Here is a 14,300-nt window from a genome sequence, read left to right as displayed (position 1 = left end):
CCGACCAGGCGGTCGGGGGAGCTAGCGCTTGAAGAGATCGAGGATGCTCTTCTTCTCTTCCTCGGAGCCGGTGGTCGGCACGTGCTCCTCGTTGCCGAGTGCCTTCACGCCGCTGTTGCCGGCGAATTCGTCGTAGTACCACTCGCCGTTGAAGTTCACCACGCCCTCGGGAGGCTGTATCTCCTGGACCGGCGTGTTGCGCAGGGCGTATTGCATGAACTCGATCCACACCGGCAGGGCGAGCCCACCGCCGGTTTCCCGGTCACCCAGCTTGCGCGGCTGGTCGTAGCCGATCCACACCACCGACACCAACTCCGGCTGGAAACCCGCGAACCAGGCGTCCATCGAGTCGTTGGTCGTGCCGGTCTTGCCGTAGATGTCCGGGCGCTTGAGCGTGGCCTGGGTACGGGCCGCCGTGCCGCTGCGCGCGACTTCCTGGAGCAGGCTGTCCATCAGGTAGGCGTTGCGAGGTTCGATGGCCCGCTGCGAGTCCTCGAACTGCTTGGGTTGCTGCTGGTACAGCACGCGGCCCGCGTGGTCCGTGATGCGCTGGACCAGCTGCGGCGCGATCCGGTACCCGCCGTTGGCGAAGACCGAGTACGCCTGCGCCATCTGCATCGGCGTCACCGACCCGGCGCCCAGTGCCATCGTCAGGTAGGCCGGGTGCTTGTCCGCGTCGAAGCCGAAGCGCGTGATCCAGTCCTGCGCGTACTTCACGCCCACCGATTGCAACACCCGGATCGACACCATGTTCTTTGACTTGGCCAGCGCGCGCCGCAGCGGCATCGGACCGTCGAACTGGCCATCGTAGTTCTTGGGTTCCCAGGGCTGGCTGCCGGTGGTCGTCGCGTCGAAGAACAGCGGCCCGTCGTTGACGATCGTCGCGCCGTTGAACCCCTTCTCCAGCGCGGCTGAATAGATGAACGGCTTGAAGCTCGAGCCCGGCTGCCGCCAGGCCTGAGTGACGTGGTTGAACTTGTTCTTGTTGTAATCGAAGCCGCCGACCAACGCCCGCACACTGCCGTCCTTCGGGCTGAGCGCCACCATCGCGCCCTCGACTTCGGGTAGCTGGGTGATCGTCCACTCGTCCTTGTTGTTCCTGACCAGCTTGATCACACGGATCACCGCGCCACGACGGATGCGGGTCTTCGGGTTGCCCTTGTCGGACAGTCCCGAGGTGGCTGGCTTGAGTCCTTCGCCGGTGATGGTCACCGACTCGCCGCTCTGCAGCGCCGCGATGACCTGCTTCGGACTGGCTTCCAGCACCACGGCTGCCAGCAGTTCGTCGTTGGCCGGATGGTCGGAGAGCGCCTCGGCGATGCGGGTGTCCAGCTCCTTGGGATCGGCCGGCAGGTCCACATAGGCCTCGGGTCCCCGGTACACCTGGCGGCGCTCGTAGTCCATGATCCCGCGGCGCAGGGCGCGGTAGGCACGTTCCTGCTCGTCCGCGTGCAGTGTCAGATAGACATTCAGACCGCGCGTGTAGGCCTCGTCCCCGTACTGGCTGAAGATCAGTTGGCGGGCCAGTTCGGCGACGTACTCGGCGTGGCTGGCGGCTTCCTGCGGCGGCCGGATGCGCAGTTTTTCGGCCTTGGCCTGGGCATGCTGCTCGGGCGTGATGAAGCCCATTTCCAGCATCCGGTCGATGATGTATTGCTGGCGCAACACTGCCCGGCGCGGATTGTTGATCGGGTTGTAAGCAGATGGTGCTTTCGGCAACCCGGCGAGCATCGCCGCCTCGGCGATCGAGAGGTCCTTCAGAGGCTTGCCGAAGTACACCTCGCTGGCCGCCGCGAAGCCGTAGGCGCGGTGCCCCAGGAAGATCTGGTTCATGTAGATCTCGAGGATCTTCTCCTTGGGCAGCGCGCTCTCGATCTTCAGCGCGAGCAGGATCTCGTAGATCTTGCGGGTGAAGGTCTTCTCGGTGGACAGATAGAAGTTGCGCGCCACCTGCATCGTGATGGTCGAGGCGCCCTGGCTCTTGGACTCGCTGACGTTGGCCAGGCCGGCGCGGATCACGCCCAGGTAATCCACGCCGCCGTGCTGATAGAAGCGCGCGTCCTCGATGGCCAGGATCGCGTCCTGCATCAACTTGGGGATCTCTCGGATGTCGGAGTAGCTGCGGCGTTCCTCGCCGTACTCGGCCAGCAACTGACCCTCGCTGGACATCACACGCAGCGGCAGCTTCGGCCGGTAGTCGGTCAGTCCGCTGATGTCGGGCAGTTGGGGGTAGGCGATCGCCAGGGCCATGCCGACCAGCAGCACCACTGCACCCACTCCCGCCAGCACCAGGCCGAAGAGCCAGCCGACCAGCCGCACAAACCAGGGCCGGCGCGGCTTGCCGTCGCCCTGGGGCTTCTTGCGGGTGGAGTTGCTCTTCTCTTTCCTGGATGCGGCGCCCTTGCCCGAATCGGACGGGGCGTCGAAGGAGGGTTCGTTGTCGGAGGAATTCTTCGAGGGCATGGGCCGGAGTGTGCAATCTTGCGTGCCTGGCCGCGCCCTATCAGGGCCTGTACGGGTGACGATGCGGGCCGCGAGCGACGATTATAGGAACGGCCCCCACTGGGGCTTCGCCGGGTCAGTCCGCGACCGCTTGACTGTTACAGGAGTTGTGGGGACTTTCGCGGACACTGCGCGGCTGCCTTTTTCCTCCGCCCGGGACATCCCTCTTGAAGGTGTCCCGGAGGGGATTCGGCAAAGCGGGAATCTGTCGCAAAACCGTTCCGAATGGGGAGTAAAAGGGCCATTTTTTGGCGCTTTACCACCCGTCGGTGGCGTGTATGTTACGCAACGCTGCGTTACTTGCTGTGACCGCTTTGCCTTGGGGCGACAAAGGCTTTGCTGATAGCATTCAAGTAACTTATTAACAAACCGGCGCATGAGCGGCGCGTTGGGGGAACGCATCATGGGGCTGTTGGACCTACTGCGCGGACGTGCGCATCCACCCATGATTGGCCTGGACATCTCGTCGTCCAGTGTCAAGCTTGTGGAATTGAGTCAAAACTCGAATGGCGAATACGTTCTTGAACGTTTCGCCACCGAGCCATTCGAAAAAGGCTGGATTACCGACGGCCAGATCGAGAAATTCGACGAGGTCGCGGACGCCGTCCGTCGGGTGGTCACGCGCAGTGGCAGCAGGACCCGGCAGGCTTCGCTGGCGATGCCGCAAAGTTCGGTGATCACCAAGAAGATCATGCTGCCGGCCGGCCTCCGCGAGGAGGAGCTTGAGCTGCAGGTCGAGGCCGAGGCCAACCAGTACATCCCGTTCTCGCTGGACGAGGTTTCGCTGGACTTCTGTGTCATCGGCCCGAGCCCGACTTCGGTCGGCGACGTCGAAGTGCTGATCGCCGCGTCCCGCAAGGACCGCGTGCAGGATCGTCAGGCGCTGGCGGAAGCTGCCGGCCTCAAGCCGGTCGTGCTGGACATCGAGTCCCACGCGTCGCGGATGGCCGTGGGCCGTCTGGTGGAGACGCTGCCCAACGAAGGCAAGGACGCGCTGGTCGCGCTGTTTGAGATCGGTGCCGACACCACTTCGCTGAAGGTGCTGCGCGACGATGAAATGCTTTACGACCGCGATCAGGCCTTCGGCGGCTCGCAGTTGACTCAGCTGATCTCGCGGCAATACGGTTTCTCCTTCGAGGAGGCGGAGCTGAAGAAGCTCAGTGGCGAATTGCCGGATGACTACGAGACGCAGGTGCTGAATCCCTTCGTCGATTCGCTGTCGCAGGAAATCGGCCGGGCGCTCCAGTACTTCTTTACCAGCACGCCCCATCACAAGGTCCATTACGTGATGCTCGCCGGCGGTACCGCCACCTTGCCTGGCCTCAAGGAGCGGGTGACCGAACTGACGGGCTTCGCCTGCATGGTGGTCAATCCTTTCGAGAACATGGTGCTCGGGTCTGCGGTGCGCGAATCCAAGTTGCGCCGTGAAGCCCCGGCCTATCTGACAGCGTGCGGCCTCGCCATGCGGAGGTTCTTTCAGTGATTCTGATCAACCTGCTCCCGCACCGCGAGGAGAAGCGCAAGCGCCGCAAGGCCGCGTTCTTCGTCGGGCTGGGAATGTCCTTCGCCGTCGGCGTGCTGATCGCCGCCTTCATCTATCTGCTGCTGCAGCAGTTGACCGCCGCGCAGGCGAGCCGCAATGACTATCTGAAGGCCGAGATCACCAAGCTCGACATCCAGATCAAGGACATTGCGACGCTGCGCGCCGAGATCGACGCGTTGCGTGCCCGGCAACGCGCCGTCGAGAACTTGCAGAGCGATCGCAACACTCCGGTGCACCTGCTCAACGAACTGGCGAAGTTCACACCCGAGGGTGTGTTCCTGCAGTCGGTGCGCCAGGTCAACAAGGCGGTGGTGATCGCTGGCGTGGCGGCGTCGAACGAGCGTGTATCCGAGATGCTGCGCAATCTGAGTCGCGCCGAGTGGGTCGAGAACCCCGATCTCGTCGAGATCAAGGCGGCTCCCGTGAATCCGCGTGATCCGCGCCGGCTCTTCGATTTCTCCATCAAGGTCGGGATCAAGAGCGCGACGCCGGAGCCCGCGGCCGGCGCTGCCAGCGGCCCCGGCACCAAGCCGGCCACGAACGCCCCGGCGAAGAAGGCGTGAGGACCCCATGGCAAGCTTGAAAAACCTGGACCTCAACGCCTGGTTCGCAGACTTCTCCGGTCAGTTCCAGAACCTGAACATGCAGGAGCCGGGCCAATGGCCGCCGGCGCCGCGTTATGCCGCCTTCGTCGTGGGGGCGCTACTGACTGTGGTGCTGGGCTGGTTCGCCGTGCTGTCGGACGAGCAATCGGCGCTGGACGCTGAGGTCCAGAAGGAACCGCAGTTGAAGGAAGACTTCAACAACAAGCTGACGCAGGCAGTGAACCTGCCCGAGCTGCGCAAGCAGAAGAGTCAAGTCGAGGAGTACGTCCTGCAGCTTGAAAAGCAGCTGCCGGGCAAGGCCGAGATGGATGCGCTGCTGTCGGACATCAACCAGGCGGGCTTGGGTCGAGGCCTGCAGTTCGAACTGTTCCGTCCTGGCGGCATCGTCATGCGCGACTACTACGCAGAACAGCCGATCGCGATCAAGGTGTCTGGCCGTTATCACGACATCGGCGCCTTCACGGCGGACGTGTCGAATCTGTCGCGGATCGTGACGCTGCACGATCTGGCGATCGTGGTGCCGGGTGTCTCGTCCAACGCGAATACGCCCCCACGCACGGACACCAATGCGGTGTTGTCGATGGAAGCCACGGCTCGGACCTATCGTTACCTCGATCCGGCTGAGGTCGAGGAACAGAGGAAGGCCGCGGCGGCCGCGGAGAAGAAGAAATGACGCGCTTCATTCGCTCCCGCACAGCGTCGCCCGGCGTGGCGACCCCGGATCGAGCGCCTGTGCGTGCGCTCGGCCTGCTTGGCCTGGCGCTGACAGGTGCGTTGCTGACGGGTTGTACCTCCAGCACTGATGAGCTTCAGCAGTGGATGGAAGAGCAGCGCCAGCAGACGCGCCCGACCGTCAAGCCGCTGACACCGCCGAAGACCTTCCAGCCTCAGCCTTACGAAGCGCAGGCGATGGTCGACCCCTTCAGCACGCAAAAGCTGACGGTGGCGTTGCGGCGCGAAGCCACCCAGCCCAGTTCGCTGCTGGCTGCGGAGATGAAGCGCCGTCGCGAGCCGCTGGAGGCCTTCCCGCTGGACTCGATGACGATGGTCGGCAGCGTCTCCAGGGACGGTCGTCCGTACGCGTTGCTGCGGGTGGACAACCTGCTGTACCAGGCGCGGGTCGGTGACTACATGGGGCAGAACTTCGGCCGCATCACCAAGATCAGCGAAACCGAAATCACGTTGCGAGAAGTCGTCCAGGACGCTGCGGGCGAATGGATTGAACGCACCAGTACTCTCCAGCTTCAGGAGCAGGGACGATGAAGAACACTGTTGTGGAGAACGCTTCGATGAGCGTCCGTACGAGGGAACGAGAAGGGCGCGTCAAGCGCTGGCAAGCCTTGGCCTGCGCGGTGGGCCTGGCAGTTCTGCTGCCGGCGCAGGCCTGGGCGCAGAACATGATCCGGTCGATCAGCGCGACGCAGCAATCCGGTACGGACATTGTCCGCATCGAGTTGGCACAGCCGCTGACCGAAGTGCCGCGCGGGTTTGCCGTGCAGGTGCCGCCGCGTATCGCGCTGGATCTGCCTGGCGTATCGAACGGTCTTGGCCGCAGCGCGGTCGAGATCAATTCGGGCAACATGCGTTCGGCCAACGTGGCGCAGGCAGGGGATCGCTCTCGCGTCGTGCTGAACCTGCGTCAGGCGAGCACCTATCGCGCCCAGCTGCAGGACAACTCGCTGCTGATCTTCCTGGATGGCGCGCCCGCCGCGGCAACCGCTGCCGCTGCCGCCACGACGGTCGCGTCTGACCCGGTGCACTTCGCCCCGAGCCAGAATGCCGCCGCGCAGGGCTTGCAAGACATCGACTTCCGTCGCGGCAACGACGGCGCGGGTCGCGTGGTCGTGAACTTGCCGAGCAGCCAGGTCGGTGTGGACATTCAGCAGCAAGGTCAGAATCTGGTTGTCGAGTTCCTTCGCAGCACGCTGCCGGAACGTCTGCGCCGCAAGCTGGACGTCACGGACTTCGGCACGCCGGTCCAGTCGATCACCGCGACTCAGCAGGGCGACCGCGTGCGCCTGATCGTGACGCCGAAGGGCATCTGGGAGCACAGCGCCTACCAGAGCGACAACCAGTTCGTGCTGGAAGTCCGTCCCCAGAAGGTCGACCCGAACAAGCTCACGCAAGGTCCGGGTTATGCCGGTGACAAGCTGAGCCTGAACTTCCAGAACATCGACGTGCGCGCGTTGCTGCAGGTCATCGCCGATTTCACCAACTTCAACGTCGTCACCAGCGACACCGTCACCGGCAATGTGACGCTGCGCCTGAAGGATGTGCCTTGGGACCAGGCGTTGGACATCATTCTGCAGGCCAAGGGCTTGGGCATGCGCAAGTCCGGCAACGTGCTATGGATCGCGCCGAAGGAAGAGCTGGCCAACAAGGAAAAGGCCGAACTGGAGGCCAAGCAGGCAGTCGCGCAGCTGGAGCCGCTGCGCACGCAGTCCTTCCAGATGAACTACACGAAGGCCGAGGAGGTCGCGAAGGGACTGACCGGTCAGAACAACCAGGGTGGTGGCGGCACCACGCAGACCTCGCGCATCCTGTCGCCGCGCGGTAGCGTGATCTGGGAGACGCGTACGAACCAGCTGTTCGTCAGCGACATCCCATCCAAACTGGAAGAGATCCAGGCGCTGATTGCGAAGATCGACGTGCCGGTCCGTCAGGTGTTGATCGAGGCCCGCATCGTCGAGGCTGACGACAAGTTCGGGCGTGCGCTGGGTGTCAAGCTGGGCGCGAGCGACCTGCGCGGACGTCAAGGTGGCATTCCCGGCTATAGCGTTGGTGGCAGCAACTATGTGACGGTTGGCGGGAACTACTCGGCGGTCGGCTCGGCGACCAATCAGCAGACGGCATACAACTATGCGGACTCGCAGTTTGTGAATCTGCCCGCCAACGTGGCTGGCGATGCCTTCGGCGGTGCGACTGCCGCGAACTTCGCACTGTCGCTGTTCAGCGCCACGGCGAACCGGTTCCTGAATCTCGAAATCTCGGCGCTGGAAGCCGATGGTCGCGGCAAGGTGGTGTCCAGCCCGCGTGTCGTCACGGCTGACCAGACCAAGGCGCTGATCGAACAGGGCGAGGAAATCCCCTATCAGCAGTCGACATCGAGCGGCGCGACCTCGATCACATTCAAGAAGGCTGTGCTGAAGCTGGAAGTCACGCCGCAGATCACGCCAGAGGGCAACGTGATCCTGACAGTGGACGTCAACAAGGACAGCCGCGGCACGCTGACCCCGCAGGGTTATGCGATCAACAACAAGCATGTGCAGACGCTGGTGCTGGTCGAAAACGGCGGCACGGTCGTGATCGGCGGCATCTACACGCAGGAAGACCTGGAGAGCGAGAACAAGGTGCCGTACCTTGGCGACATCCCGCTGCTGGGTAACCTGTTCAAGAACAAGTCGCGCAGCACCGCGAAGACGGAACTGCTGATCTTCATTACCCCGAAGGTGGTGAGCGATCGGGTGACGGCGACCACACGCTGAGCGGAGCCGGCGCCTTGCGCCGGCCGCTCGCGGCATGATGCCAAGCAGCTAAGCGCGTTCGCGAGAGAACAGCCGCCACAAGAGCCGGAAAGGGCCGGTGGCGCGAACGCATTTCAGAGAGGATGCCGTGGCCAGGCAAGTGCCGCGGACGCAGGAGTAGCAAGACATGAAGCGAATCGAACGAGTGGCCAGCGTGGGCGGCAAGTCAGTGGTGATGCGCGGCACCGCCCGCCTGGTGTTGACGGGCACGATGGTGGCAGTGCTGGCTGCTTGCGGCGGCGGCGGTGGTGGCGATGCTGGTACGCCGGTGGTCGGGCCGGGTAGCGGCTCGGGCAGCACCCCGACGACGCCGGTGGTGACTGCGCCGACGATGACGCTCAAGCTGACGTCTGTGACTGTCACTGCCAGCGCCCCGGCCACGGTGACCGCCTCGTTGCGGACCGCAACCGGTGCTCCTGTAGCCAACACGGTGGTGACCTTCACGACCGCTGCGGGTCTGGGCAAGTTCGATTCGACGACGGCCCTGACCAACGACAGTGGCGATGCCACGGTGACGCTGAGTCCCGCGAGCGCGACGACAGCGGGTGCGGACACGATCAACGCAACGGCCACGGTGGCGGGAGCGAGCATTACGGCGAGCAGCGGTTTCCAACTTGCGGCGACCAATGTGACGATTGACTCACTGACCTCCGACTTGGCGCTGTCTGCATTGCCCCCGAACGGTGAGACGACCCTGACGGTCGGCCTGTCCTCCACGGCGATCGGTACGCCCGTCAACGTGTCGTTGACGTCCGCCTGTGTCGTGGCTGGAAAGGGCACGCTGACTCCGACCGGCACAGTCACGACGACCACCGGATCGGCCAGCTTCCGTTTCCGTGACAACAGCTGTGGCAGCTTCCAGGGCACGGACACCTACCAGGCCACCATTGTCGGCAGCACTTCGACGCGTCAACTTGTGCTGACTCTGGGCACGCCACAGGCACAAAGCCTGCAGGCCACGGACACGGCGACGAAGACGATCTACCTGAAGGGTTCCGGCTACACCGAATTCGCGAATGTCACGTTCCGCTTGGTCGATGCCGGCGGCAACGGCGTGCCGAACCAACCGATCGATCTGTCGGCCAACGTCTGGTCGGGCGGCTTGACGTTGGATGGCGTCACCGGAGCGACGATCACCAAGAATACGGACACCAACGGCGACGTGGTGGTTCGCATCAATTCTGGCACGGTGCCGACGCCGGTGCGCGTGGCGGCAACGTTGAAGAACACGACCATCTCGACGGTGTCGAGTTCCCTGTCCATCGCTGTCGGCCTGCCGTCGCAGCTGAATTTCTCGCTCGCCCAAGGATCGGCGAACATCGAGGGCGCGGACCGGGACGGTACGCCAAACACCTATTCGATCATCGCGTCGGATCGACTGGGTAATCCGGTGCCGGATGGCACAGCCATCAACTTCGTGTCGGAGGCAGGTCAGGTGGTGAACACGGTGTTCACGGCCAAGGACACCAACGGCATTTCCCGTGCGACCTCCAACTTCGCTGCGGCGGAACCGCGTCCTGCCGATGGCCGTGTGACGGTGCTCGCTTATGCCCTGGGCGAAGAATCGTTCATCGACAAGAACGGCAACAACGTTTACGACGCGGGTGAGCAATTCCAGAATCTGGGTTCTGTGTTCCTGGATCGCCTGTACAACAATAACTACAGCACGACAGACCAGTTCATCAAGCAGAACGACAGCACCGGGACCGGTGTTTGCGCGAACGATCCGAACAACGTTCTGACAGAGCCGGCCAAGTCGCTGTTCGCGTTCGGTTCGTACACGCCTTACGTGCCGGGCACCTGTGACGCCGGGCAAGGTCGCGCTTACGTCCGGCGCGCGGTCGAGACGGTGTTCTCGACTTCCAAGGCCAACATCGTTTGGGGCCTCAAGGCTCCGGGAAATCTCCGCCAGGCTGCTGTCAACGGAACTTGTCCGGACACGCGCAAGCTGATCGATTTCGGCGCTTTCGCAAAGGGGTCGGGTGTTGATGACAACGGCGCTACGGCGAACTGGTGGGGTTATTCGGATGACGGCCGTGACGCACCGAACTGGGTGACGGTGTCGCGAGTCGGCTCCGGCAACAACGTGCTGTACGGCGGCGCTGCCACGATGTCGCTCTACTTCCTGGTGAGCGACAACAACGGGACCGCGTTCAATCCGATGCCCGCAAGCTCCAAGGTGACGGCAACTGGCAGCGACGGTCTGACTGTGACAGTCCAGGCGGGCAGCTCCACTCCGAGCACGCTTGTGCCTACCGGCGCGACGGTGGACGTGAAGTTCGCGGACGCAACGGATAGCGGCACGGTGTACATCACTGTGACATCGCCCGCGGGCCTGGCCACCACCTTCTCGCAAGCGGTGGCCAAGGCTGGACCGACCGGAACGGCGTGCCCCTGACGATCTCCCTGGTCGGCATGCCCGGCGGTGGCAAGTCTACCGTCGGCCGGTTGCTGGCCAGGCAGCTTGATATCGCCTACGTCGACTCCGACGCCGAGATCGAAAAGGATCTCGGCGGCGAGTCGATCAAGGACTACTTCGCCCGTGAGGGCGAAGCGTCGTTTCGGGACCTCGAATCGCGCACCATCGCGCGACTGCTCGACGGCGCGAACAGTGGCCAGGAGCTCATCCTGGCGACTGGCGGCGGCGCGGTGCTGCGCGAGATCAATCGCGATCGACTCAAGGCGCATTCGACAGTCGTGTACCTTCGCTCGTCACCTGAAGAACTCTTCAGACGTCTGAGGCACGATACCCAGCGCCCCCTGCTGCAGGTGGCCAATCCACTGGCGAAGTTGCGCGAACTCTATGCGCAGCGCGATCCGCTCTACCGGCGTTGTGCGCATTTCGTGCTCGAATCGAGTCGTCCATCGGTGCATGGCTTGGCGAACATGATCCTGATGCAGCTGGAGTTGGCGGGGTTGATCGATCCAGCGCGGGTCGCGGCCACCGTGGGGGCGAGCGAGGCCCCGTACACTTCCGGGAATGACCGCTCCGGCTCCTGATCCCACATCCACCGTCGCCATCGACCTCGACGACCGGCGCTACGACATCCTCATCGGCTCGGGTCTCTTCGACGCTTCGTCGTCCTGGTCCGACTTGCCGCATGCCTCCGCTGCGCTGATCGTCACCAACGACGTGGTTGCGCCGCTGTACCTCGAACGCCTCCAGCGACAGCTCGCACCCCATTACTCGCGTGTCGAGACGGTCATCCTGCCGGACGGAGAACAGCACAAGAGCTGGGAGTCGCTCGACGCAGTCATCGACCATCTGCTGGCCGGCGCGGCCGACCGTAAGACGGTACTGTTCGCACTGGGTGGTGGCGTGGTTGGCGACCTGACCGGCTTTGCGGCCGCGATCTACATGCGCGGCGTGCCGTTCGTGCAGGTACCAACGACCTTGCTGGCGCAGGTGGACTCATCCGTCGGCGGCAAGACGGCAATCAATCATCCGCGCGGCAAGAACATGGTCGGCGCGTTCTATCAGCCGGTCCGTGTTGTCGCTGATCTGGACACGCTTGATACGCTGCCGGAGCGCGAACTCTCGGCCGGTCTCGCCGAGATCATCAAGTACGGACCGATCGCCGATGTGTCCTTCCTCGAGTGGATCGAGGACAACCTGGACGCCCTGCTGGCCCGTGACAAGTCAGCGCTCGCTTATGCAGTGAAGCGCAGCTGCGAGATCAAGGCGTGGGTGGTCGGACAGGATGAGCGCGAGGCCGGCCTGCGTGCCATCCTCAATTTCGGCCACACCTTCGGCCATGCGATCGAGACCGGCCTCGGTTACGGTGCATGGTTGCACGGCGAAGGGGTGGGTTGCGGCATGGTGTTGGCCTCCGAGTTGTCGGCCCGGCTGGGGCTGATGCCGGCGTCGTTCGTCGACCGGATGACGCGGCTGATCGAGCGGGCGCACCTGCCGGTGAAGGCCCCCCGGATGCCGATCGATCGCTGGCTGGATCTCATGCGTGTCGACAAGAAGAACGAGGGCGGCGAGATCCGCTTTGTCGTGATCGAGAGCCTTGGCAAGGCGGGCATGAGGGGTGCGTCCGATGTGCTCGTGGCCGAGGTGATCGCCGCTCACACTGAGACAGGGCCCCGTTGAAGGCTTGAACCGACGATGATGATGCTGCGCGCGCCCTTTGCCTCCGATCCCGCGCGCAGCCGCGGTCGACGGCACGTCGAGGTGTCCGCACCGACGCGCAGCGAGTTCCAGCGCGATCGCGACCGCATCGTTCACAGCACGGCGTTCCGCCGGCTGGTCTACAAGACGCAGGTCTTCCTCAACCATGAAGGCGACCTCTTCCGCACGCGGCTGACGCATTCGCTCGAAGTGGCGCAGTTGGGGCGTTCGATCGCGCGTAGCCTGGCATTGGACGAAGACCTCGTCGAGACCATCGCGCTCGCGCACGACCTCGGACATACGCCTTTCGGTCATGCCGGGCAGGACGTGCTGAACGACTGCATGAAGGCGCATGGCGGCTTCGAGCACAACCTGCAATCGCTTCGAGTCGTCGACAAGCTCGAGCAGCGCTACCCGGCATTCGACGGGCTCAACCTCAGTTTCGAAAGCCGCGAGGGCATCCTCAAGCATTGCGGCAAGCGCGACGCCCAGCGCATTGAAGATCGCGAGCCGGGCGGTGTTGCGGCTCGCTTCCTTCACGGCGGGCAGCCGAGCCTTGAAGCGCAACTCTGCAACCTTGCTGACGAGGTCGCCTACAACGCCCACGACGTCGATGACGGCGTGCGATCGGGATTGGTGACGCTGGAGCAACTGGAGCAGGTGCCACTGGTGCATCGTTACCTGCGCGAGACTTTGGCCGCATACCCGGGGCTCGTGGGGAAACGGCTTCTGGCAGAGACCATCCGCCGCATGCTGTCGCAGCAGGTCTACGACATCATTGACGCCACCCGCACCGCGATCGAGACGGCTGATCCCGTCGATGCTGAAGACGCGCGCACGAAGGGGCCGCTGGTGCGTTTCAGCCCTCAGATGCGCCACGCGAGCACCGAGCTCAAGCGATTCCTGTTTGCCAACCTCTATCGCCATCCCATGGTGCAACAGCAGCGCGACCGCGCCGAGCAGGTGCTGCGGGAACTCTTTCAGCTTTACCTCTCAGATCCGGGACACCTGCCCGCGGATTTCGCTGACGACGAAGACCATGCCCGCGCCTGTTCGGACTACATCGCGGGAATGACCGACCGCTTTGCAATCAAGGAACACGAGCGGCTGACCGGGAAGAAGTTGATCCCAGCATAATTGGGGACAGATTACTGCTGTCCCCCTCATGGCAAGACTCCCACGGCTGGCGCTCGCCGGCCATCTGCATCATCTGATCCACCGCGGGCATAACCTGCAGCCCATCGTCGTCGACGACGAGGACCGAAAGGCCTTGCTTGCTGCACTGCAGGACAGCGCCGCCACTCACCGGGTTGCCATCCACGCGTACGTCGTGATGCCGAACCATCTCCACCTGCTGGCCACGCCCTCCTCGGACGACGGCCTGAGTCGAATGATGCAGGCGCTGGGGCGGCGTTACGTGAGCGCTTTCAATCTGCGCCATGGTCGCCTGGGCACGCTCTGGGAGGGGCGTTTCCGCGCCGCACCGCTGGAGGCCGACAGCTACTTGCTGGCCGTCATGCGCAGCATCGAGTTGAACCCGCAGCGCGCCGGCCTGAGTGGGGATCCCGGCGAGTTTGTCTGGTCGTCGGCCGCGCACCATCTCGGTCGACGGCGTGATCCGCTCATCACAGATGCGCCGGGGTTCTGGGCGCTCGGGAACACGCCGTTCGAGCGCGAACTGGCTTGGCGTCGCTGGCTGGAGGAGGGAGAGTCCGAGACGGAGCGCCAGAAGCTGATCGATTCGGCGCTGAAGGGTTGGCCGCTTGGCTCGGCACGTTTCCTGCAGACGCTTGGCGAGATCAGTGCCCGACCGATGAGCCCGCGCCCCCGTGGTCGACCTCGCAAGGAGAAGACACCGAGGACAATTTGACTCTTCCCTTGATCTGTCCCCAATTAACAGGCGCCAATTCGCCACGCATCCATTTAATCGATACTGACCCCGTTTAGTTGTGCTTGTGCCCTTGCGGTACGCGTCTTAATCTGCGCGGGTTTCGTTTTCGAGTTCAGGAGGC

11 protein-coding genes are annotated in these 14,300 nt (G+C 63.8%); 10 read left to right on the top strand and 1 reads right to left on the bottom strand.

The window, feature by feature from the left end:
• Positions 1-21 precede the first annotated feature (21 nt).
• On the bottom strand, positions 22-2,463 hold the full coding sequence (locus tag AC1VNM_RS18435; protein ID WP_483107867.1) for a penicillin-binding protein 1A: 2,442 nt from the start codon (positions 2,461-2,463) through the stop codon (positions 22-24).
• 442 nt (positions 2,464-2,905) lie between these two features.
• On the opposite strand from AC1VNM_RS18435, the gene AC1VNM_RS18430 reads away from it, so the two are divergent.
• The 10 genes from AC1VNM_RS18430 (at position 2,906) to AC1VNM_RS18385 (ending at position 14,158) form a co-directional block, all read left to right on the top strand.
• Positions 2,906-3,985, top strand: a complete 1,080-nt coding sequence (locus AC1VNM_RS18430) for a pilus assembly protein PilM (RefSeq protein WP_297528858.1) — start codon at positions 2,906-2,908, stop codon at positions 3,983-3,985.
• On the top strand, positions 3,982-4,608 hold the full coding sequence (locus AC1VNM_RS18425) for a PilN domain-containing protein (protein ID WP_377160097.1): 627 nt from the start codon (positions 3,982-3,984) through the stop codon (positions 4,606-4,608). The genes AC1VNM_RS18430 and AC1VNM_RS18425 overlap by 4 nt, the downstream gene beginning before the upstream one ends.
• A 7-nt stretch (positions 4,609-4,615) precedes the next feature.
• Entirely contained in the window at positions 4,616-5,323 is a 708-nt protein-coding gene (locus AC1VNM_RS18420) for a type IV pilus inner membrane component PilO (RefSeq protein ID WP_483107866.1), read from the top strand.
• A complete protein-coding gene (locus AC1VNM_RS18415; RefSeq protein WP_377160101.1) occupies positions 5,320-5,913 on the top strand; it encodes a pilus assembly protein PilP in 594 nt (197 codons plus the stop codon). Before AC1VNM_RS18420 ends, AC1VNM_RS18415 begins: the two co-directional genes overlap by 4 nt.
• Before the next feature lie 26 nt (positions 5,914-5,939).
• Positions 5,940-8,135: a type IV pilus secretin PilQ gene (locus tag AC1VNM_RS18410; protein WP_483109305.1), complete on the top strand. Its 2,196-nt coding sequence runs from the start codon at positions 5,940-5,942 to the stop codon at positions 8,133-8,135.
• Positions 8,136-8,301: 166 nt separating this feature from the next.
• Positions 8,302-10,572, top strand: a complete 2,271-nt coding sequence (locus tag AC1VNM_RS18405) for a hypothetical protein (protein ID WP_377160103.1) — start codon at positions 8,302-8,304, stop codon at positions 10,570-10,572.
• A complete protein-coding gene (locus tag AC1VNM_RS18400) occupies positions 10,569-11,174 on the top strand; it encodes a shikimate kinase (protein ID WP_377161724.1) in 606 nt (201 codons plus the stop codon). Before AC1VNM_RS18405 ends, AC1VNM_RS18400 begins: the two co-directional genes overlap by 4 nt.
• Positions 11,155-12,270 carry a 3-dehydroquinate synthase gene (aroB, locus tag AC1VNM_RS18395; protein WP_483107865.1) on the top strand — a complete coding sequence of 372 codons (1,116 nt, stop codon included), beginning with the start codon at positions 11,155-11,157 and terminating at the stop codon, positions 12,268-12,270. Before AC1VNM_RS18400 ends, aroB begins: the two co-directional genes overlap by 20 nt.
• A gap of 21 nt (positions 12,271-12,291) precedes the next feature.
• On the top strand, positions 12,292-13,425 hold the full coding sequence (locus AC1VNM_RS18390; RefSeq protein ID WP_483109304.1) for a deoxyguanosinetriphosphate triphosphohydrolase: 1,134 nt from the start codon (positions 12,292-12,294) through the stop codon (positions 13,423-13,425).
• 28 nt (positions 13,426-13,453) lie between these two features.
• The gene (locus AC1VNM_RS18385; RefSeq protein ID WP_483107864.1) at positions 13,454-14,158 is read left to right on the top strand and encodes a transposase; all 705 of its coding nucleotides are present in this window, start codon (positions 13,454-13,456) and stop codon (positions 14,156-14,158) included.
• The last annotated feature ends 142 nt before the right edge of the window (positions 14,159-14,300 follow it).

It is taken from the genome of Mitsuaria sp. MSU3D (assembly GCF_056867975.1).
The sequence above is the reverse complement of the archived record's forward strand: the minus strand, read 5'-3'. Positions and strand labels throughout refer to the sequence as shown.

What these genes read in the sequence shown, in the direction of transcription:
- AC1VNM_RS18415 (WP_377160101.1), top strand. Translation starts at nt 5,320, where the DNA reads ATGACGCGCTTCATTCGCTCCCGCACAGCGTCGCCCGGCGTGGCGACC.
- AC1VNM_RS18435 (WP_483107867.1), bottom strand. Translation starts at nt 2,463, where the DNA reads ATGCCCTCGAAGAATTCCTCCGACAACGAACCCTCCTTCGACGCCCCG.
- AC1VNM_RS18405 (WP_377160103.1), top strand. Translation starts at nt 8,302, where the DNA reads ATGAAGCGAATCGAACGAGTGGCCAGCGTGGGCGGCAAGTCAGTGGTG.
- AC1VNM_RS18430 (WP_297528858.1), top strand. Translation starts at nt 2,906, where the DNA reads ATGGGGCTGTTGGACCTACTGCGCGGACGTGCGCATCCACCCATGATT.
- AC1VNM_RS18390 (WP_483109304.1), top strand. Translation starts at nt 12,292, where the DNA reads ATGCTGCGCGCGCCCTTTGCCTCCGATCCCGCGCGCAGCCGCGGTCGA.
- AC1VNM_RS18385 (WP_483107864.1), top strand. Translation starts at nt 13,454, where the DNA reads ATGGCAAGACTCCCACGGCTGGCGCTCGCCGGCCATCTGCATCATCTG.
- AC1VNM_RS18410 (WP_483109305.1), top strand. Translation starts at nt 5,940, where the DNA reads ATGAGCGTCCGTACGAGGGAACGAGAAGGGCGCGTCAAGCGCTGGCAA.
- aroB (WP_483107865.1), top strand. Translation starts at nt 11,155, where the DNA reads ATGACCGCTCCGGCTCCTGATCCCACATCCACCGTCGCCATCGACCTC.
- AC1VNM_RS18420 (WP_483107866.1), top strand. Translation starts at nt 4,616, where the DNA reads ATGGCAAGCTTGAAAAACCTGGACCTCAACGCCTGGTTCGCAGACTTC.